We start from the raw sequence: 19,406 nt of genomic DNA, 5'->3' as shown, positions 1-19,406 counted from the left end.
TACTCAGTCGCGGGCGAGGCCGAACCGGGCGCGCAGCCCGGTCCGCTCGTCGGCGGCGACCGACGCCGCTCCGTCGGTGACCGTCTCGTACACGGCGAGGATGTCGCGGCCGACCGTGCTCCAGTCGAAGCGGCGCACGTGCTTGGAGCCGAGCGAGCGCAGCCGGGCGAGTCGCTCCGGGTCGTCCAGCAGCCGTACCGCCGCATCGGCGAGGGCGTCGGCGTCCTCGACCGGGAAGAGCTCGCCCGCCGCTCCCCCGTCGAGCACCTGGCGGAACGCGTCGAGGTCGCTGGCGAGCACGGGGGCGCCCGCCGACATCGCCTCCACCAGGATGATCCCGAAGCTCTCTCCGCCGGTGTTGGGGGCCGCGTACACATCGACGCTGCGCAACAACCGCGCCTTGTCCTCGTCGCTGACCATGCCGAGGAACTCGACCTGGCCGCGGGCTTGTTCGTCGAGCCCGTCGACGGCCTCCTGCTCGTCGCCGCGTCCTGCGACGAGAAGCCGGGTGCCGGGCCTGCGGCGCAGGATCTCGGGCAGGGCCCGGATCAGGGTGGGCAGGCCCTTGCGCGGCTCGTCGATGCGGCCGATGAAGCCGATCGTCCCCCCTTGCCACTCCTGCTTCGGCTCAGCGCTGCGGAAGAAGTCGACGTCGACGCCGTTGGGGATCACGACCGCGTCGCCGCCGAGGTGCTCGACGAGGGTGCGTCGGGCGTACTCGCTCACCGCAATGCGGGCGCTGATCTTCTCCAGTGCCGGCTGCAGGATCGGATAGGCGGCGATCATGGCCCGGGAGCGGGGGTTGGAGGTGTGGAAGGTGGCCACGATGGGCCCGGAGGCGGCCCAGCAGGCGAGCAGCCCGAGCGAGGGCGAAGCGGGCTCGTGGATGTGGAGGACGTCGAATGCGCCGTCGTGCAGCCAGCGGCGCACCCGCGCGGCGGAGAGGAAACCGAAGTTGAGCCGGGCCACCGAGCCGTTGTACGGGACGGGAACGGCGCGTCCGGCGGAGACGACGTACGGGGGCAGCGGAGTGTCGTCGTCGGCGGGGGCGAGCACCGACACCTCGTGGCCGAGTGCGATCAGGTGTCCGGCGAGGTCACGGATGTGGAACTGCACGCCGCCGGGGACATCCCAGGAGTACGGGCAGACGATCCCGATCCTCAACTCTTCTCCGTTCCGGGGCCGTCCGGCGCCCCGCTGTCCGGGCGCGCGTCAGCTTCTCCGCTCGCTTCTCCGCCCACTCGCGCGTCGCTCACGAGGTCGGCGAGCCACAGTCGCTGCAGCATGTGCCAGTGCTCGGGGTGCTCGGCGATGCCGGAGGCGAATTCGTCGGCCATGGCCTGGGTCATCGCGGCCGCCTTCTCGGCGCGGGTGCCGATCTGCGGGGGGTCGACGGGCGGGTGCACCCGGCCTCGCAGCACCGCAGTCTCGTCGTACCAGAGGGTGACCGGGAGCAGCCGCGCTCCGGTCTGTACGGCCAGCATCGCAGGCCCCGCGGGCATCCGGGTGGCCTCGCCGAAGAACTTCACCTCGATCCCGGAGGCGGACAGGTCCCGGTCGGCGACGAGGCACACGAGACCGCCGGAGCGCAGTCGCCGGGCGAGGGTGCCGAAGGCGGCGCCGCCGGTGTGCGGCAGCACCTCCATGCCGAGGCCCTCGCGGTAGGCGACGAACCGGTCGTAGAGCGTCTCGGGCTTGAGGCGCTCGGCGACGGTGGTGAAGGGCACGCCGAGCTTGGTGGTGACCCAGGCGCCGGCCAGGTCGTAGTTGCCCATGTGCGGCAGGGCGAGGACCACGCCCTTGCCGGCCGCCAGGCCCTCCTCCAGGTGGTGCAGGTCCTTGGGCTCGAAGCCGGTGCGGATGCGCTCCTTGCTCCAGGCGGGCAGCCGGAACGACTCCATCCAGTAGCGCAGGTAGGAGCGCATGCCGGCGCGCGCGAGGGCAGACAGCTGCTCGGGGGTGGCGTCGGGGACGACGCGCGCCAGGTTGGACTCCAGCCTGCGCACGCCCTTGCCCCGCTGCCGCCAGACGATGTCGGCCATCGTCCGGCCGAGGGCGTTCGCGACCGGCTCGGGCAGCCGCTTGACGGCGGCCCACCCGGCTCCGTAGAGCGCGTCGTTGAGTCGGTCGTTCATGCGGTCTCCCCTCCCCCCTGGGCCGCGTCGGCCTCCGCGGCCTCGCGGCGCACCGTCACCACCCGTTGGATCAGCGTCACGAGACTGCCCGCGGCGACGATCCACAATGCGATCGGCAGCAGCACCTCGATGTACGGCACGCCGAACGCGTGCAGTCCGGACAGGCCGCAGGCGACGAGTGAGATCACCAGGCGCTCGGCACGCTCGACGAGCCCGTTGACGTTCACCGGCAGGCCGATGGCCTCGCCGCGTGCCTTGGTGTACGACACGACCTGGCCGCTGGCCAGGCAGAAGAGGGTCACGGCGCACAGAACGAGGTTCTTGCCACCTCCGGCATACCACAGCGCGAGCCCGCCGAAGATCGCCGCGTCGGCGACGCGGTCGAGGGTGGAGTCGAGGAAGGCGCCCCACCGGCTGGAGCGGCCCATCTGCCGGGCCATGTTGCCGTCGACGAGGTCGGAGAAGACGAACAGCGTGATGACGACTGTGCCCCAGAAGAATTCACCCCTGGGATAGAAGGCCAGCGCGCCCGCCACGACGCCCCCGGTACCGATGAGAGTCACCGTGTCCGGACTGACGCCCAAGCGCAGCAGCAGCGCGGCGAACGGTGTCAGAACACGCGTGAAGAACGCACGCGCGTACTTGTTCAGCATGGCCTTCCCGGGGGTTGTGGGTGCAGTGTGGCCCCTGTGGCCACCGGCCGCCCCATCGTAGTCACGCGAGCCCGTCGCCACGTCCCGCAGTCACCCGGCCAGAACCTGCACCGGTCCCGGGCGCGGACACCCGAGGTGACCGGCCGGGTACGGGATGGGTACCACCGCCCGTACGACGTATGGACGCAGCGTGACGAGCGTGGGAAGGTCGAAGGTACCGCGGGCGTCGCCGCAGCCGCCTGAGGATTCGCGTGGCCTTGGCGTCCTTGCCTGCGCACATAGGAGCCGGACTCAGAGCATCCCTGCCCTCGTCGGCAGCAGCATGAGGGCAGTCACCGTGCAGTGAGGCATGAGCGGGAGGCATCGACATGGGCGACAGGCGAGATGTACACGCAGGAGCCGCCGGAGGGGCGCCGACGGCCGACCGGCCCGAGGGGCTGCGCAACGTGGTGCTGGTCGGCCACAGCGGTTTGGGGAAGACGACCCTGGTCGAGGCGCTGGCACTCGCCGGCGGCGCGCTGAACCGGGCGGGCCGTGTCGAGGACGGCACGTCGGTCTCCGACTACGACGAGATCGAGCACCGCCAGCAGCGGTCGGTCCAGCTGTCGCTGGTCCCGATCGAGTGGGGCAGCATCAAGATCAATCTACTGGACACCCCCGGGTACGCGGATTTCGTCGGGGAGCTGAGGGCCGGTCTGCGGGCAGCGGATGCGGCCCTTTTCGTCGTCTCGGCGGCCGAGGGCGTCGACGGCGCAACGCGGATGGTGTGGGAGGAGTGCGCCGCGGTCGGGATGCCGCGCGCGGTGGTCATCACGCATCTGGAGAACGCGCGCGCCGACTTCGAGGAGATGACGGCCATCTGCGGCCGGGCCTTCGGCGGCGACGACCCGGACGCGGTGCTTCCGCTCTACCTGCCGCTGCACGGCGAAGAGGGGCCCGACGGCCACACCCCCGTGGCCGGTCTCATCGGCCTGCTCTCGCAGCGGGTCTACGACTACTCCTCCGGCGAGCGCGTCGAGCGCGACCCGGATCCGGAACACCTGCCGCTGATCGAGGAGGCGCGCGGCCGGCTCATCGAGGGGATCATCGCCGAGAGCGAGGACGAGACTCTGATGGACCGCTACCTCGGCGGCGAGGAGGTCGACTTCAAGACGCTCATCGAGGATCTGGAACGCGCCGTGGCCCGCGGCACCTTCTACCCGGTGCTCGCCGCCGCCCCGCCGGCCGAGGGCGCGCGCCACGGCCTGGGCACTCTGGAGCTGCTGGAGCTGATCACCGGCGGCTTCCCGACGCCCGCGGAGCGCGAGGTGCCCCCGGTGACCACGCCGGACGGCGGGCCGCGGCAGCCGCTGTCCTGCGACCCGGACGGCCCGCTCGCCGCCGAGGTGGTCAAGACCTCCTCCGACCCGTACGTGGGACGGATCAGCCTGGTGCGTGTCTTCTCCGGGACGATCCGGCCCGACGAGACGGTACACGTCTCCGGACACGGCATGGAGGACCGCGGCCACGAGGACCACGACGTCGATGAGCGCATCGGTGCGCTGTCCTGCCCGTTCGGCAAGGTCCAGCGCCCGGTGCCGAAGGCCGTCGCCGGTGATCTGGTGTGCGTGGCGAAGCTGACCCGTGCCGAGACCGGCGACACCCTGTCCTCCAAGGACGACCCGCTGCTGATGGAGCCGTGGGTGATGCCGGACCCGCTGCTGCCGGTGGCGATCGAGGCGCACAGCAAGGCGGACGAGGACAAGCTCTCGCAGGGCCTCGCGCGTCTGGTGGCCGAGGACCCCACGATGCGCCTGGAGCAGAACCAGGACACCCACCAGGTGGTGCTGTGGTGCCTGGGCGAGGCGCATGTGGACGTGGCGCTGGAGCGGCTGCGCGGCCGGTACGGGGTGCAGGTGGACGGCGTCCCGTACAAGGTGTCACTGCGCGAGACGTTCGGTGAGAAGGCCGCTGGGCGCGGGCGGCACGTCAAGCAGTCCGGCGGGCATGGGCAGTTCGCAATCTGCGAGATCGAGGTCGAGCCGCTTCCGGTCGGCTCCGGGATCGAGTTCGTCGACAAGGTGGTCGGCGGTGCGGTGCCGCGCCAGTTCATCCCTTCGGTGGAGAAGGGGGTGCGGGCTCAGGCGGCGAAAGGCGTCGCCGCCGGCTACCCGGTCGTCGACATCCGGGTGACGCTGCTCGACGGCAAGGCGCACTCGGTGGACTCCTCCGACGCCGCCTTCCAGACCGCGGGCGCGCTGGCGCTGCGGGAGGCGGCCGGCGATGCCCGGATCCATCTGCTGGAGCCGGTCCATGAGGTCAAAGTGCTGGTCTCGGACGAGTATGTGGGTCCGGTGATGAGCGATCTCGCCGGGCGCAGGGGCCGGGTGCTCGGCACCGAACCGGCCGGTCCCGGGCGGACGTTGGTGCGCGCGGAGGTGCCCGAGATCGAGATCGGACGCTACGCGATCGACCTGCGCTCGCTCTCCCACGGCACCGGGCGCTTCAGCCGCTCGTACGCCCGTCACGAACCGATGCCGCCTCAACTCTCCGCGAAGCTCAGGGAAGAGCGCTCGTAGCGCCCGCCCTTGGGAGCCCGATGCCCTGACGTGCGGGGCATCGGGCCGATACGCTGTGATCGGGTGGTCGTACTGCGGGATGGGGGCGTTGGGTGTCTGCACTTTCGGGATTCTCCGGCGTGGAGTTCGACTTCAGCCCGGGCGCTCAGGTCCCGCTCATCGGCATGGACGGACAGACGGCCGCAACGCAGGCCCTGTCGTCCGCCGCCTACCGCGACGGCCGGGTGGACGCGCTGGTGAAGGCGAACCCGGCGACGGGCGTCAGACCACCGAGGTTGTCGATCTTCGAACCCAATCTGGGTGAGGCGTTCGCACGGGCGGTGCAGGTGCGAATGCTCGGCGGGGCGCGCAAGGAGACCGTGCAGTCCTTCGGCACGGATCCGCAGACCGTCGTCGAGCACTGCCTCGCCGCCAACCGCATCCGGCAGGCCCGCGATGCCCGTCTCACCGTGGTGATGGCAGTCTGCGGCCTGCTGTTCCTGCCGGGTGTGCTCATCTGGCTGATCGCCTTCCAGCTGCGCAGGTGGCTGGCGAAGGCGGAGGGGGCTCGCGCCGGAGCCCTCGGCGGTCTCGTCATCGCGGTCGCGGGCCTCGGGACGCTGCTGCTGATCTGGCGGCCGCCGCTGCATGGCCTGGGCGCGTGGTACCTGCGGGCGATGATGGTGGTGCCGGTGATCGGATGGATCATCGCGCGGCGCATCTGCGAGCGCACCGCGGTGGATCTGCGGGATCGCTGGTCGGGGCTGTTGTCCGGGTCGGGTGTCGGCGCCCAGATCCCGGAGGCGGTGCCGCAGCACCCCAACGACGAGCGTGCCGAGCGGATGCGCCAGTCGTTCGTTGCGCTCGCCGCGGAGCAGAACAGCAATGTGGTCTTCTACGCCGGCCCCAAGGGGATACTCGGCATGGGCCCGCGCTGGGGCAGCTGGCAGCTGGCCGAGGAGCTCGTGCCGCAGGGCATGCCGGAGATCCACCCGTTCCGCAGCTGGGACGTGATCAAGGCCATCCAGGCCAAGCTCGGCGAGCTGGAACGCGGACCGCTGCACACCGGTGGCTTCCCCAAGCCGTCGATACGGCACTGGATCGTCGCACCGCTCGGGGAGAATGCCACGGAGATCAGCAGGCCCACCGGCGCCGAGGTGGAGGCGTTCACCGTCAAGGACTTCGAGCTGCAGCGGATATGCAACGAGCAGCAGTTCGGCAGCGGCAACCGGCACTACCTCGGTGTGCAGTTCGTGCTGTGGGACGGGCAGTTGGTCATCACCTTGCTGATCACGGTGACCGTGCTGCACGCGACCTTGCGCATCGAGGTGACCGGGCACGCGCTCGGGCCGGTCCACTCGCTTTTCACCGCCAAGCCCGCGCCGAAGGAGAAAGAGGTCTCCAAGTCCGTCAAGTTCTGGGAGACCAAGACGGTGCAGCTGCCGCTGGTGGAGCCCGGCGAGGTGGTGCGGCTGGCGGCACGGGCGCCGTTGACCTGGTTCCCGCCCGTACTGGACTTCTTCGGCGGCCAGTTGACGCTTCCCGAGCCGTTCGGGCTGCGCTCGGCGTGGGCGGACAAGCCGTGGAAGCACCGCTTCATGTCCGACGACGCGCTGCGCGCCGCGACACCGGTGCTGCGTGCGGTGCACGCAGCGGCGCTGTCGGTGCTGGAGGAGAACGGCGTGGACACCGAGCGGTTCGGGACGAGGTCGCTGTTCCTCAGCAACGTCGTCCAGGGCGTGGAACCGCGGCGGGCGGACGCTTACGATGCGTGACCCGGCCCTCGGGCAGGGCTGACCGGACGGCCGGTCAGCCCTGCGGCCAGGCCTGCGCGAGCATGGTCCGGGTTTCGGCGAGGAGCTGAGGCAGCACCTTGGTGTGGCCGACGACGGGCATGAAGTTGGTGTCGCCGCCCCACCGCGGCACGACGTGCTGGTGCAGGTGGGCGGCGATGCCCGCGCCCGCCACCGTCCCCTGGTTCATCCCGATGTTGAACCCGTGTGCGCCGGAGGCCGCGCGCAGCGCCCTCATCGCCTGCTTGGTGAACTCGGCGAGCTCCGCGGTCTCGTCCGCGTCGAGCTCGGTGTATTCGGCGACGTGCCGGTACGGGACGACCATGAGGTGCCCGCCGTTGTACGGGTAGAGGTTGAGCACCGCGTAGACGTGTTCACCCCGGGCGAGGATCAGCCCGTCCTCGTCGGACTTGGCCGGAATCGTGCAGAAGGGACAGCCGTCCTGGGCCCCGGGACCGCTCGGCTTGTTCTCGCCCTGGATGTACGCCATCCGGTGCGGGGTCCACAGGCGCTGGAACGCGTCCGGCGTCCCCACCCCGATCTGCTGCTCCGGCTCACTCGTCATGCGGGCCAGCATATTCGCCTCTTGCGGGCCGCGACGTGGCCAGGGGCGGACCGATCGGTCCGCCCCTGACGACCCGCTCGCGCGGGTCTCGCGTCACACCTGGATCCGGCTCTCCACGGCGTCGACGATCTCCGCGATCGCCTCGTCGCGCGGGATGCCGTTCTTCTGCGAGCCGTCCCGGTAGCGGAAGCTCACCGCTCCGTTGGCCATGTCGTCGTCGCCCGCGATCACCATGTACGGGATTTTCGACTTCTGCGCGTTGCGGATCTTCTTCTGCATGCGGTCCGTCGACGAGTCCACCTCGATGCGCACTCCCTTGGCCTTGGCCTGGGCGGCGAACTCCTCCAGGTACGGCACGTGCGCGTCGCCGATCGGGATCCCCACCGCCTGCACGGGGGCGAGCCATGCCGGGAAGGCGCCCGCGTAGTGCTCCAGCAGGACTGCGAAGAACCGCTCGATCGAGCCGAAGAGCGCGCGGTGGATCATCACCGGGCGCTGGCGGGAGCCGTCGGCGGCGGTGTACTGCAGGTCGAACCGCTCAGGCAGGTTGAAGTCGACCTGGATGGTCGACATCTGCCAGGTGCGGCCGATGGCGTCCTTCGCCTGCACCGAGATCTTCGGGCCGTAGAAGGCGGCGCCGGCCGGGTCCAGGACCAGCTCCAGGCCCTGCTTCTCGGCGGCCTTGCGCAGCGTCTCGGTGGCCTCTTCCCAGTTCTCGTCCGACCCGATGAACTTCTCCGGGTCCTTGGTGGACAGCTCCAGGTAGAAGTCCTCCAGGCCGTAGTCGCGCAGCAGGTCGAGCACAAAGGTGAGCAGTGAGTCGAGCTCGTCGGCCATCTGCTCCTTGGTGCAGTAGATGTGCGCGTCGTCCTGGGTGAACCCGCGGGCCCGGGTCAGGCCGTGCACCACGCCGGACTTCTCGTAGCGGTAGACGGTGCCGAACTCGAACAGCCGCAGCGGCAGTTCGCGATAGGACCGGCCCCTCGCCCCGAAGATCAGGTTGTGCATGGGGCAGTTCATGGGCTTGAGGTAGTAGTCGTGGCCCTCGTCCAGCTGCATGGGCGGGTACATGCCGTCGGCGTACCAGTCCAGGTGGCCGGACTTCTCGAACAGGGTCGACTTGGTCGCGTGCGGGGTGTAGACGAACTCGTACCCGGCCTGCTCGTGGCGCCTGCGCGAGTAGTCCTCCATGGCGCGGCGGACGACCCCGCCCTTGGGGTGGAAGACGGCCAGGCCGGAGCCGATCTCTTCCGGGATGGAGAACAGGTCGAGCTCGCTGCCGAGCTTGCGGTGGTCACGCTTCTCGGCCTCGGCGAGGAAGTCCAGGTGCGCCTTGAGCTGGTCCTTCGACGGCCACGCGGTGCCGTAGATCCGCTGCAGCTGCGGGTTCTTCTCGCTGCCGCGCCAGTAGGCCGCGGCGCTGCGCATCAGCTTGAACGCCGGGATGACGCGGGTGGAGGGCAGGTGGGGGCCCCGGCACAGGTCCTTCCAGCACAGCTCGCCGGTCTTGGCGTCGAGGTTGTCGTAGATGGTCAGCTCGCCGCCTCCGACCTCAGCGGAGGCGCCCTCGGCCGCTTCGGCGGCCGACCCCTTCAGACCGATCAGTTCGAGCTTGTACGGCTCGCCCGCCAGCTCCTCGCGGGCGGCCTCGTCGGAGACCACGCGGCGCGAGAACCGCTGCCCACGCTTGATGATCTCCTGCATCTTCTTCTCGACGGCCTTGAGGTCGTCCGGGTGGAACGGCTTGTCGACATCGAAGTCGTAGTAGAAGCCGTCCCGGATCGGCGGGCCGATGCCCAGCTTCGCCTCGGGGAAGAGCTCCTGGACGGCCTGGGCCATGACGTGCGCGGTCGAGTGGCGCAGGATGTCGAGCCCGTCCTGGCTGTCGATGGCGACCGGCTCCACCTCGTCGCCGTCGGCGAGCGGGTAGGCGAGGTCCTTCAGCACCGCTGCGCGGCCGGAGGAGGCGACCCGAGCGGCGACCACGGTGCGGTCGCCGTCGAAAAGCTCCGCGGCGGTTGTGCCCGTCGTGACCACCCGCTCTTCCCGTTCAGCGGAATCGCGTTTGATGATCACACGGACGTCGGACACCGGTTTCTCCTGCCTCGCGGTTTCGCTTCAGGGCAGCGATAGCTGCACCGCTGAATCGTACCGAGCCGCAGGCCGTGCGCGCGAAGTGATACGGACGCCGGATGGGCGGTGCGGGCGGGGCTCCGGGGCGGCTCCAGCCCTCGGCGGACCTATGCCTCACCCTCGTGCAGCGACTTCAGCAGCGCCTCGCGCTCCTCCTCCTCGACGGGCACGGGCGCGACGCCGGTGGCCCCGGTCATGCGACGGAACCCGCCGCGGCTCTCCAGCTTGCCGCTCACCCGCAGCGGCAGCCCGGCGAGGTGAGCGTGGACGGCGACGCGGTAGGCGTCCTCGGTGAGGCGGACGCGGATGTGGCGCACGTCGGCGCCGGCCAGCACCCGCAGCCGCACCGTGCCGCCGCCGGCCGGCCGGGTGCTGCGCAGCCGGACGACGGTGCCGGTCACCTGGACGGGCACGGGGGGCTCGGCCCGTACGAAGCGCGCGGAGGCGCGCTGGAGGGCGGGCAGGTCGCCCGGCGAGAAGTCCACGGGCTCGGGATGCGCGGCCATGCCTGTGGGCAGCCCCGCCGATGGGGACCAGGACAGGGCTATCTCCACGCCTTCGGTGTCGCGCACCAAGTGCACCACCGACTCCACGAGTTCATGGCATACGCCGAGGCCCACGGCCGCGTCGAAGGCCTCCATGCCGCCGGTGGCGCGCTGGTAGTCGATCGCGTCGCGAGTGGCCTGCAGCGCCCGCAGCAGCGTGCCGGTGACGGCACGGCCGTCCGGCGCGGGTGCGTACGCCGTCAGCAGATGGCCGCCGTTGGCGGGCCCGATGAGCACTTGGTCGAGGTAGGTGTCGGCGTACCGGCCGTGGCGCTGGCCGAAGTACGCGGCGGTGCCCCGCGCGGCCCGCGCCGCGGAGGTGAGCATGGCGCGCGCCGCGCCGCGCAGCTGGTCGGCGGCGGTCCAGGGCACCGCGCCCGCGATCTGCGGAACCTCCCGCCGCCAGCAGATCTCGTCGCCCGGCACGGCGAGCTCGAGCAGCACATCGCGGGCGGAGGGTGCGCCGGAGCGGGCGAGGGCGGTGAGCGCCTCGCCCAGCAGGTCGGAGTAGTCGCCGTAACCATGAGCGGCGGGCACCAGCAGGCTGGTGCCCGTCCCGTACCGGGTGCCGGATGCGCCCGGTGGGGTCCAGCGGGTGTAGCGCCCGCTCTCGCCTCCTCGGCGCTCCCATCCATGGCGCACCAAAAGCGCGGTGAGCACCTCGGGGTCGACGCGCTCGGGGTCGGGCAGCTCGGGCTCCCCGGGGGTGGGGCCTGCGGTGGCGCGGCCTTCCGCGGTGCGGCGCATCACGGTCTCCCTCCAGCCCCGACCCGCGTCATGATCTCGCACAGTGCCCGGTCGTCGAAGATGCGCGCGGTGGGGATGCGTACGGTCGTCTTGTGTTTGCCGGTCACGGCATGGCCGGCGAGGTTGGTCCAGTAGCAGCAGTGCCGCAGCTCCATGCGGTCGTGACCGGCGCGCAGCCACTGCTCCTGGCTGCGCGGCACGAGCATCACGACGAGGATCTTGTGGACCGAGACCGGCGAGCGGGCGAGCTTGACCAGATGCTCGTTCTCCAGGGTGAAGGAGAAGAACGGGCCCGCTGGGCGCGGTGCCACCTGGTAGGTGCACTTGAGCTGCACCTTGATGGTGACCTCGTCGTCGACGGCATGGCCGCGCGAGCTGTGACTGATGTGCCAGTCGATGCCGTTGTCCGGAAATGGCTGGGCCAGTGTGCAGCCCGCGGCCGCGGCGACCGCGTGCAGATACCCCACCTGCAGGGTCTCCATACAGCTGGTGACGGCGAGCCCTCCCCGTAGCGGTGCGGTCCGCTCGGGAAGCAGCCCGCCCGGTTCTGGCTGCGCGAGCGCCATGGCTGCTGCCGTGCCTTCCGGGCTTTGCGTTGGTTCGTTCCCCGCTTGCGTTGCATTTCCCCGCCGGAGCGCCCGAATTCGAACGGTCCGTCAACTCTGTCTTCTCCGCCGGAAATGATCCGCAAACGGGTACGGTTCATTGACACGCCGTCACGGGTAGAAATACGGACAGACGGACGTCCGCGCAGGCCGCAACCGCCGTGCAGCCGCTCGGGGTTCACCCTCTCGTCACCTTCGGTCACCCACGCAAGGAGCCGGCCATGGCGCGCTGGTACGAGGGACCTCTCGCCTCGTTCGACACGGAGACCACGGGCGTGGACGTGGAGCGCGATCGCATCGTGTCTGCGGCGCTCGTCGTCCAGGACGCCGAGGGGGGCCAGCCGCGCACGTCGCGGTGGCTGGTCGATCCGGGTGTGCCGGTGCCCGCCTCGGCGACCGCGGTGCACGGGCTGACGGACGCGTTCCTCAGCCTCCACGGCAGGCCGCCGGGGCCGGTCGTCGAGGAGCTGGCGCGGGCGCTTGCCGCGCAGTCGGCGGCGGGCGTTCCGCTGGTGGTGATGAACGCGCCGTTCGATCTGACGCTGCTCGACCGGGAGTTGAAGCGTCACCGTGCGACACCGCTCGCCGTGTACCTGGAGCACAGCCCTCTGTGCGTGCTGGATCCGCGGGTGCTGGACAAGTACGCGGACCGCTACCGCAAGGGCCGTCGCACGCTGACGGATCTGTGCGCGCACTACGGGGTGGAGCTGACCGATGCGCACGACGCGGGGGCGGACGCGCTTGCGGCGCTGTCACTGGTGCGCGCGATAGGACGGCGCTTCCGCGACCGTGGCGTGGGGTCGATGTCGGTTGCCGAGCTGCACGTACGGCAGGCGCTGTGGCATGCGGCGCAGGCGCGCGGACTGCAGGCGTGGTTTGCGAGGAACGGTTCGCAGGAGGCGTGCGACCCGGCGTGGCCGTTGCGTCCCGAGCTTCCGGAGGCTGCGTGAGCAAGGTGACGGCCGCACGGGTGAATTCGGTGTGGGCGATACTGGGTTCGAACCAGTGACCTCTTCGGTGTGAACGAAGCGCTCTTCCACTGAGCTAATCGCCCTGATCATCTGCTCGCGGGGCCTTGGCCGCCGCGGCACGCCCTGAACAATACAGCGCGCGGGACCCCGCGTTCAAACGGCATCCCGGTGGTCTGCCGCGCCGTCGCCGGCGGCGAGCAGCTCGGTCAGCCCGCGCCGCCCGCCGCGCATCATCGCCGCGTGGTTGGCACGGAACAGCGGGCGGGCCGGCACCGCGAGCACGCGCATCAGCCGTTTGCGGACGATCACGTCCTGCTCGAAGACCGCCTGTGTCCCCGTCCCGCGCGGACCCGGAATCAGCCTCCAGCGGGCCCACCCGTCGAGATCGCCGGTCATGGTGATCTCCAGTATCCGCGCCGCGGGGTCCCGGCGCGCTTCGCGAGCCGTGACGCACAGCTCGTAGGGAAGGGCGGAACGCATCCGGACGACGCCCACCCGGTCGTCGACGCGGGAGACCTCGCGCACCTGAGGCCACCAGCGCGGATACTCCTCGGCCCGCTCCAGGACCGCGTAGACGCGCTCCGGCGCCGGGTCGAGCGGCCAGACGCTGCGAAAGCGATAGCGGCACCAGTCCATGGATCCAGCATCCTGCAGACGCAGCGCGTGCATGCCAAAAAGCCCGGAAGTCATCACGACTTTCGGGCTTCCGGGTTCCGGGTGGGCGATACTGGGATCGAACCAGTGACCTCTTCGGTGTGAACGAAGCGCTCTCCCGCTGAGCTAATCGCCCCGGCGCGGGAGCAACATTACCGCATGTCAGCGGCTGCTCCTGACCACCTCCGGACGACAGGAGCGCCCACCTCCCGAACATTCATCACTCTCCGTAGTTCAATGGGCACACACTCGGGGTCCCGCAAGGTCACCAGGTCGGCCCACCGAGGGAGGCTGGAAATGGTCCGAACGAAGTACCAGAAGCCGCACAAACCAGTCAGAGGGGTTTACAACGTCCCCGCAGGTGGCATGTCGATTTCGCCGACGTGCGAATCCCCGAGCGCACACTGAGCGAAAGGCCCTGGCGCTTATGAACACCACGGTCAGCTGCGAGCTGCACCTGCGCCTCGTTGTGTCGAGCGAATCCTCACTGCCCGTACCCGCGGGCCTGCGGTACGACACGGCCGACCCCTATGCCGTGCACGCCACCTTCCACACCGGCGCCGAAGAGACGGTCGAATGGGTTTTCGCCCGCGACCTACTCGCCGAGGGCCTCCACCGGCCCACCGGCACCGGCGACGTCCGCGTCTGGCCCTCCCGGAGCCACGGGCAGGGCGTCGTATGCATCGCCCTCAGCTCCCCGGAGGGCGAGGCCCTGCTGGAGGCCCCCGCGCGGGCTCTGGAGTCGTTCCTGAAGCGAACCGATGCCGCAGTGCCGCCCGGCACGGAGCACCGCCACTTCGACCTGGATACGGAGTTGTCCCACATCCTCGCGGAGAGCTGAGACCGCGCACCATCCGCGGCCGTCCTGACTCGGGGGGACGGCGCGGACCCGAATCACGCCCTGCACGCACCGGTGGCACCAGGGTCACCACGCGTATGCCGCCGGCGCAGTCCCCCTGCGCCGGCGGCATACGTGCATGTGGCCGCGGACGGCCGTACGGCGCTTCGCACAGCGCCCCTGCGCGCTAGAGTCACCCGACAGATCTCCGGCCAGGGAGCGCAGGGAGCGAGACCGTGCTGATCAATCACGACACCCGGTGCGCCCTCGACTGCGTGGTGGATCTGATCAACACCGCGCCCGAGAGCGAGGGAAGCGAAGGACTGTTCGATCTGGAGGCGCTGCACGATTTCGTGGCGCGCAACCGGGTCAGCGACGTGGGGCGGCTCGGCGAGTCCGACCTCACGGCCGTGCGCGGGGTGCGCGACCGATTCACCGAGGTCTTCGGCTCCTCCGGTGACCGCACCGCCGCCGAACTGATCAACACGCTCGTCGCCGAGGCGGGCACCACGCCGCGGCTGACCGACCACGACGGCTACGACTGGCACGTCCACTACTTCGCGCCGGGCGCCTCGCTCGCGCACCATCTCGCGGCCGACGGCGGCATGGCGCTGGCGTTCCTGGTGGTCGCCGGGGAACGGGAACGACTGCGGCGCTGCGCCGCGCCCGACTGCCGTCGCGCCTTCGTCGACCTGTCCCGCAACCGTTCACGCCGCTACTGCGACAGCCGCACCTGCGGCAACCGCCTCCACGTCGCCGCCTACCGGGCACGGCAGCGCGAGGCCGCGGGCTGACCGCCCGCGGCCGGCTCACTTCTGGTCGCGCTCACCGCACGTCGTACTCACCACAGGTCGTAACAGGCACCGAACAGCAGCAGGGTGCCGATCACGGCGAGAAAGAGCATCAGCGGCGGCTGGGAGAGAGCGAAAAGGCACCCACGGGGCTCGTCATTCATCGGAGCGTGGCCTCAACAGATCGTAGGTCACTCGACAGGGGGCTTGCTCGCACAACCGTACGCCCTCGTGAGGCTCAAGTCGCTGTCCACGAGCGGGAGTTGGTCACAGCCGGGACGATCATCGCGCAGCGCCGTGCCGCGGTTGGAGGCAACACGCCCGCGTCGCTCCGATGCCGCTCCGATGCCGCTCCGATGCCGCCCGAACGCCGCTCGAATGCCGCTGGTGTCCCGCTCAGATACCGTGCTTTCGGAGGATTTCCTCGATGTCCCCGAGGTCGGACAGGCCGTCGTCGGCCGCACCGCTGCCCTTCCGTTCCTTCGGCTGCCGCTCGACGGCCTTGCCGCCCGCTCCGATCGCCGGCGCGGAGGTGGTGGGCGCCACCGCACGGCTGGCCGCCCCGCCCTCGACCGCTTTCCCGCCACCGCGAGCGGCGGCGAAGCGCGTCACCACGTACAGCACCACGGCGACCGCGAGCACGGCGAACCCCGCCCACACCGTCGGCTTGAGCACCAGGCCCGCGCCCCAGCTGCCGATCGCCTCGCCGACCCTGCTGCCGAGGGTGATCAGCCCGGTCATGTACAGACCCACGGGCAGCAGCGCCACCGCCGCGATCCGCGTGGCGCGCAGGAAGCGGCGCCGCCACGCCGTCAGCAGCGCGACCGCGAGTCCCGCGCCCGACAGCGCCACGCACACGGTCTCGGTCAGCATCGTCCGCTCCTTACACGCCGGGATGTGCGTCCACTCCCATCGTGCACCGCCCGACGGTCCTGCGGACCGTGCGGCGACCGGTCTTCAGGGACATCTCGGGGTGCGGCTCCTCCCCAGGTGCGAGGGGCGGGCGCGGGTACTGCCCGACGGCACTGGGAGACTGAGTGCATGAACGATGCCCCGCCCCCATCCGCCCGGCCCTCGGCACTGCCCCCGGTACTGGAAGTCTGGTGCGAGCTGCAGTGCCCCGACTGCCGCACCGCCCTGCAGGATCTGCACGTCCTGCGCGCCCGGTACGGCGACGCACTGCGGATCGAGCTGCGCCACTTCCCCTTGGACAAGCACCAGCACTCCTTCGCCGCCGCTCAGGCCGCCGAGGAAGCTTTCGCGCAGGGACGCGGCTGGCCGTACGTGGAAGCGGTGCTGGGGCGCGCCGAAGAGCTGGGCTCGCGGGGCGAGCGGCTCCTGGTGGAGATCGCGGACGAGCTCGGACTCGACGCCGAGGAGGTGGACACCGCGCTGATCGACGGCCGTCACACCCTCACCGTCGACGCCGACCAGGCCGAGGGCAAGGCGATCGGGATCACCGGCACACCGTCGTACGTCATCGGCGGAGTGCGGCTCGACGGCGGCAAGAGCCAGGAGGGGCTGCGGGAGCGGATCGAGCGGATCGCCGACGAACTGCTCGCCGGCGAGGGCGCCGCGGGCTAGATCAGACGGGCTGGATCAGGCTAGAACAGCTCCTTGGCCATGAAGCGGGTCGTGGTGCGGTAGCCCAGCGAGGTGTACAGGCGCAGTGCAGGGGCGTTGCCGGCGGAGACGTTGAGTCCGAGGCTGCGCACCCCGGCGGCCAGGCACTCCCGCTCGGCGGCCAGCATCAGCGTCCGCCCGTGTCCGCGGCCGCGGTGCTGCTCGTCCACCTCGACGTCGTAGACCCGCGCCGGGACCTGAGCGTCGGCCGGGTCGCGCAGCCGCAGCCACAGCCGGCCGACGTCGGTGCCGTGGTGAGCGAGCAGGCGCAGGGCCGTATCGGCGGTGTGCACACCGTCCGGAAGCGTTCTGTGGTAGGTGGCGTCGGCCTTCGCCACCGCGCGCTCGTACGGCACGCCGTGCTCCGCCAGGCTGCGGATGAAGCGGTCGCGCTCGTCGACGTGCCAGCGGGCGTACTCGTCTTCCCCCATCGGCCGTACCGAGCAGCCGTCGGGGAGCTCGGGCGGGGTGGCGTCCAGCTGCTTGAGCATGGTGCGGTTGCGCTCGGTGTAGCCAAGCGCCGTAGCGAGGCGCAGCGCCGCGCCGGCGCTCTCGGGGACGGCCGCCTCGATCCGGCGGCAGCCCCAGCCGCGCAGCACCTCCTCCGCGGCGAGGGCGGCGACCGTACCGCGTCCGCGCCGCCGGTCCGGCTCGTCGACGGCGAGTGAAACGATCCGCCCTTCGTAGGCGCCAAGGCGCGTGTCGGTGGCGAGTTCGACCGCGCCGACGGGGCGGCCGTTGACGCACACGGCGAAGCGCCGCGAGCGTGCTCCGTCGTCGCCGAGCCTTTCCGGTCCGACGGGGCGCAAGGTGGTGGTCATCGTGTCACTCCCCGCTGTGTCCTCCCCCGCCACGTCACCGGTTCACGGGTTCGGATCGGCGGCCGAGCGCTCGGCGAAGACGCGCATCGCCTTGGCGGTGACGGGTCCCGGCGCGCCCGGCAGTTCGCGATCGTCCACCCGGTGCACGGCCTGCACGTCGCGCAGGGACGAGGTCAGAAAGATCTCGTCGGCCTCGGCGAGGATCTCGAACGGCAGATCCGCCTCGCGCGCGCCGACCCACTCGACGACCAGCTCGCGGGTGATCCCTGCGAGGCATCCGGCGGCGAGGGGCGGGGTGAGCAGCTCGCCGTCGACGACGACGAAGACGTTGGAGCCGGTGCCCTCGCACAGCCTGCCCTGGGTGTTGGCGAAGAGCGCCTCGGTGGCGCCGTGTTCGTGGGCGCGCGCGAGCGCAACGACGTTCTCGGCGTACGAGGTGGACTTCAACCCGGCGAGCGCGCCCTTCTCGTTGCGCGCCCAGGGGACGGTGACAACGGCCGTGGTGTCCGGGCGGGGCGAACTCTCGCCGAGTGCGACAACGAGGGTCGGGCCGCTGTGGCCCCGGTCGGAGCCGAGCGGGGAGACTCCGCCGGTGTAGGTGACGCGCAGCCGCCCACAGGGCATCGGGTTGGCTTCGAGCACGGCGGCGCACGCGCGCCGGACCTCGTCCGCGTCCGGCTCGGGCAGTCCCAGTCCGCGCGCGGAGCGGGCGAGCCGGGCGACATGCCGGTCCATCGCGAACGCGATGCCGTCGACCGCCTTGAGCGTCTCGAAAACGCCGTCCCCGACGGTCAGTCCGTGGTCGAAGACGGACACCGTCGCGCCGTCGGCGTCCTTGAGCCCGCCGTCCACCCAGATCTGCTGCGTCAACGCCCTGCACCTCCGATCGTCTCGTGTACACCCGACGCTACCGCCAGCAGCCGTGCGGCCTTCAGTTCGGTCTCGTCCCATTCCCGCTCGGGATCCGAGCCCCAGGTGATGCCGGCGCCCGTGCCGAATCGCAGGACGGGGCCGCCCGGGGCTGTGCGCTCGATCCAGAAGGTGCGGATCCCGACCGCGACGGCGGCGGTGCGGCGGTCGGCGTCCACCCAGCCGATACCGCCGCAGTACGGCCCGCGCGGGGACGCCTCCAGCGCGTGGATGATCCGCAGGGCGCTGGACTTCGGCGCGCCGGTGACCGACCCGGGCGGGAAGGTGGCCTCGAACAGCTCGGGCCATCCGGCGCCGTCGCGCAGCTCGCCGCGGACCGTCGAGACCAGGTGCACCAGGCCCGGATGGGGCTCGACGGCGCAGAGCGACGGCACGGTGACCGAGCCGGGTGCGCAGACGCGTCCCAGGTCGTTGCGGACCAGATCGACGATCATCACGTTCTCGGCGTGGTCCTTGTCCAGCAGGTCGGCAGCGCTGCGGCCGGTGCCCTTGATCGGTCCCGATTCCACGGTGCGGCCGTCACGCCGCAGGAAGAGCTCGGGGGAGGCGGTGGCGATCTCGACCCCGTGTGCGGGCAGGCGTATCACCCCGGCGTAGGGGGCGGGGTTGCCGCGCTCCAGCACGGCCGCGAGGGAGGCGATGTCGGCGTCCTGGGGCCGCGGCAGCGGTGCGGTGAGCACGCGGCAGAGATTGGCCTGGTAGACGTCGCCGGCCGCGATGTACTCGCGGATGCGGCGCACCCCGGCCATGTACTCCTGGCGTCCGAGCGACGAGGTCCACGCGCCGCGGTCGGGACCGTGCCAGTCGTGCCCGGCGGCCCCGGGCGCGGTGATCACCCGTCCGAAGCGCGCGCACACCGTCCGCCCCTCGAAACCGGCGGCCACCACCCAGAACCCACGGGAGTCGAGAGCGCCGAGGTCGGTGGTGACATCGCGCAGGTCACAGGCGAGCAGATCGCCGAATCTGGCCATCGGCGAGAGGTCGGACACGGTATCTCCCTGGTGCGTGCAGCAGCTCTCAACCGGTGACAGTACCGGGAGGCCGGAAGAGGCGCCGTAGGAGAAG

At 71.0% G+C, this 19,406-nt stretch carries 18 protein-coding genes and 2 tRNA genes; 6 read left to right on the top strand and 14 right to left on the bottom strand.

Features of this window, described 5'->3' with window-relative positions; all coding sequences use genetic code 11:
- Positions 1 to 3: 3 nt before the first annotated feature.
- From NGB36_RS19705 to pgsA, 3 genes are read right to left on the bottom strand one after another with little or no spacing between them, the layout of a single operon-like run.
- Positions 4 to 1,164, bottom strand: coding sequence for a glycosyltransferase family 4 protein (locus NGB36_RS19705; RefSeq protein ID WP_255921654.1), 1,161 nt, complete (start codon positions 1,162 to 1,164; stop codon positions 4 to 6).
- Positions 1,161 to 2,135 (bottom strand): phosphatidylinositol mannoside acyltransferase, encoded by a 975-nt coding sequence (locus NGB36_RS19700; RefSeq protein WP_255921653.1) that lies wholly within the window; start codon positions 2,133 to 2,135, stop codon positions 1,161 to 1,163. The genes NGB36_RS19705 and NGB36_RS19700 overlap by 4 nt, the downstream gene beginning before the upstream one ends.
- Positions 2,132 to 2,788, bottom strand: a complete 657-nt coding sequence (pgsA, locus tag NGB36_RS19695) for a phosphatidylinositol phosphate synthase (protein WP_255921652.1) — start codon at positions 2,786 to 2,788, stop codon at positions 2,132 to 2,134. The genes NGB36_RS19700 and pgsA overlap by 4 nt, the downstream gene beginning before the upstream one ends.
- Positions 2,789 to 3,156: 368 nt before the next feature.
- Here pgsA and NGB36_RS19690 point away from each other — a divergent pair, with 368 nt between their 5' ends.
- A complete protein-coding gene (locus NGB36_RS19690) occupies positions 3,157 to 5,346 on the top strand; it encodes an elongation factor G-like protein EF-G2 (protein ID WP_255921651.1) in 2,190 nt (729 codons plus the stop codon).
- Between the two features lie 164 nt (positions 5,347 to 5,510).
- Positions 5,511 to 7,100, top strand: coding sequence for an AbeC-like domain-containing protein (locus tag NGB36_RS19685; protein WP_255921693.1), 1,590 nt, complete (start codon positions 5,511 to 5,513; stop codon positions 7,098 to 7,100).
- 34 nt (positions 7,101 to 7,134) lie between these two features.
- Here the strand turns inward: NGB36_RS19685 and NGB36_RS19680 are convergent, their stop codons facing one another.
- The 4 genes from NGB36_RS19680 to NGB36_RS19665 form a co-directional block, all read right to left on the bottom strand.
- Positions 7,135 to 7,695: an HIT family protein gene (locus NGB36_RS19680; protein ID WP_255921650.1), complete on the bottom strand. Its 561-nt coding sequence runs from the start codon at positions 7,693 to 7,695 to the stop codon at positions 7,135 to 7,137.
- 81 nt (positions 7,696 to 7,776) lie between these two features.
- Positions 7,777 to 9,774, bottom strand: a complete 1,998-nt coding sequence (gene thrS / locus NGB36_RS19675; protein WP_255921649.1) for a threonine--tRNA ligase — start codon at positions 9,772 to 9,774, stop codon at positions 7,777 to 7,779.
- Between the two features lie 149 nt (positions 9,775 to 9,923).
- The gene (locus NGB36_RS19670; protein WP_255921648.1) at positions 9,924 to 11,108 is read right to left on the bottom strand and encodes a hypothetical protein; all 1,185 of its coding nucleotides are present in this window, start codon (positions 11,106 to 11,108) and stop codon (positions 9,924 to 9,926) included.
- Positions 11,108 to 11,674 carry a DUF4365 domain-containing protein gene (locus NGB36_RS19665; protein ID WP_255921647.1) on the bottom strand — a complete coding sequence of 189 codons (567 nt, stop codon included), beginning with the start codon at positions 11,672 to 11,674 and terminating at the stop codon, positions 11,108 to 11,110. Before NGB36_RS19665 ends, NGB36_RS19670 begins: the two co-directional genes overlap by 1 nt.
- A 260-nt stretch (positions 11,675 to 11,934) precedes the next feature.
- Between NGB36_RS19665 and NGB36_RS19660 the strand changes: the two genes are divergently transcribed.
- The gene (locus NGB36_RS19660) at positions 11,935 to 12,663 is read left to right on the top strand and encodes an exonuclease domain-containing protein (protein ID WP_255921646.1); all 729 of its coding nucleotides are present in this window, start codon (positions 11,935 to 11,937) and stop codon (positions 12,661 to 12,663) included.
- Positions 12,664 to 12,695: 32 nt separating this feature from the next.
- Here NGB36_RS19660 and NGB36_RS19655 read toward each other — a convergent pair.
- The 3 genes from NGB36_RS19655 to NGB36_RS19645 form a co-directional block, all read right to left on the bottom strand.
- Positions 12,696 to 12,767 (bottom strand) — tRNA-Val (locus NGB36_RS19655).
- Between the two features lie 70 nt (positions 12,768 to 12,837).
- On the bottom strand, positions 12,838 to 13,320 hold the full coding sequence (locus tag NGB36_RS19650; RefSeq protein WP_255921645.1) for an SRPBCC family protein: 483 nt from the start codon (positions 13,318 to 13,320) through the stop codon (positions 12,838 to 12,840).
- An 82-nt stretch (positions 13,321 to 13,402) separates the two neighbouring features.
- A tRNA-Val gene (locus NGB36_RS19645) sits at positions 13,403 to 13,474 on the bottom strand.
- A 291-nt stretch (positions 13,475 to 13,765) separates the two neighbouring features.
- On the opposite strand from NGB36_RS19645, the gene NGB36_RS19640 reads away from it, so the two are divergent.
- Positions 13,766 to 14,179 carry an SsgA family sporulation/cell division regulator gene (locus NGB36_RS19640; RefSeq protein WP_003959770.1) on the top strand — a complete coding sequence of 138 codons (414 nt, stop codon included), beginning with the start codon at positions 13,766 to 13,768 and terminating at the stop codon, positions 14,177 to 14,179.
- A 233-nt stretch (positions 14,180 to 14,412) separates the two neighbouring features.
- Positions 14,413 to 14,970 (top strand): CGNR zinc finger domain-containing protein, encoded by a 558-nt coding sequence (locus NGB36_RS19635; protein ID WP_255921644.1) that lies wholly within the window; start codon positions 14,413 to 14,415, stop codon positions 14,968 to 14,970.
- 393 nt (positions 14,971 to 15,363) lie between these two features.
- Here the strand turns inward: NGB36_RS19635 and NGB36_RS19630 are convergent, their stop codons facing one another.
- The gene (locus NGB36_RS19630) at positions 15,364 to 15,840 is read right to left on the bottom strand and encodes a hypothetical protein (RefSeq protein WP_255921643.1); all 477 of its coding nucleotides are present in this window, start codon (positions 15,838 to 15,840) and stop codon (positions 15,364 to 15,366) included.
- A gap of 168 nt (positions 15,841 to 16,008) precedes the next feature.
- Between NGB36_RS19630 and NGB36_RS19625 the strand changes: the two genes are divergently transcribed.
- Positions 16,009 to 16,551, top strand: coding sequence for a DsbA family protein (locus NGB36_RS19625; protein ID WP_255921642.1), 543 nt, complete (start codon positions 16,009 to 16,011; stop codon positions 16,549 to 16,551).
- A 20-nt stretch (positions 16,552 to 16,571) separates the two neighbouring features.
- On the opposite strand, the gene NGB36_RS19620 is transcribed toward NGB36_RS19625, so the two are convergent.
- From NGB36_RS19620 to NGB36_RS19610, 3 genes are read right to left on the bottom strand one after another with little or no spacing between them, the layout of a single operon-like run.
- Positions 16,572 to 17,411, bottom strand: coding sequence for a GNAT family N-acetyltransferase (locus NGB36_RS19620; RefSeq protein ID WP_255921641.1), 840 nt, complete (start codon positions 17,409 to 17,411; stop codon positions 16,572 to 16,574).
- Between the two features lie 42 nt (positions 17,412 to 17,453).
- Positions 17,454 to 18,281, bottom strand: a complete 828-nt coding sequence (locus tag NGB36_RS19615; RefSeq protein WP_255921640.1) for an aminotransferase class IV — start codon at positions 18,279 to 18,281, stop codon at positions 17,454 to 17,456.
- The gene (locus NGB36_RS19610; protein ID WP_255921639.1) at positions 18,278 to 19,330 is read right to left on the bottom strand and encodes a chorismate-binding protein; all 1,053 of its coding nucleotides are present in this window, start codon (positions 19,328 to 19,330) and stop codon (positions 18,278 to 18,280) included. Before NGB36_RS19610 ends, NGB36_RS19615 begins: the two co-directional genes overlap by 4 nt.
- Between the last annotated feature and the right edge of the window lie 76 nt (positions 19,331 to 19,406).

Source organism: Streptomyces humicola, from assembly GCF_024436035.1.
GTDB classification, from domain to species: domain Bacteria; phylum Actinomycetota; class Actinomycetes; order Streptomycetales; family Streptomycetaceae; genus Streptantibioticus_B; species Streptantibioticus_B humicola.
This window is presented reverse-complemented; position numbering and strand designations above follow the sequence as displayed.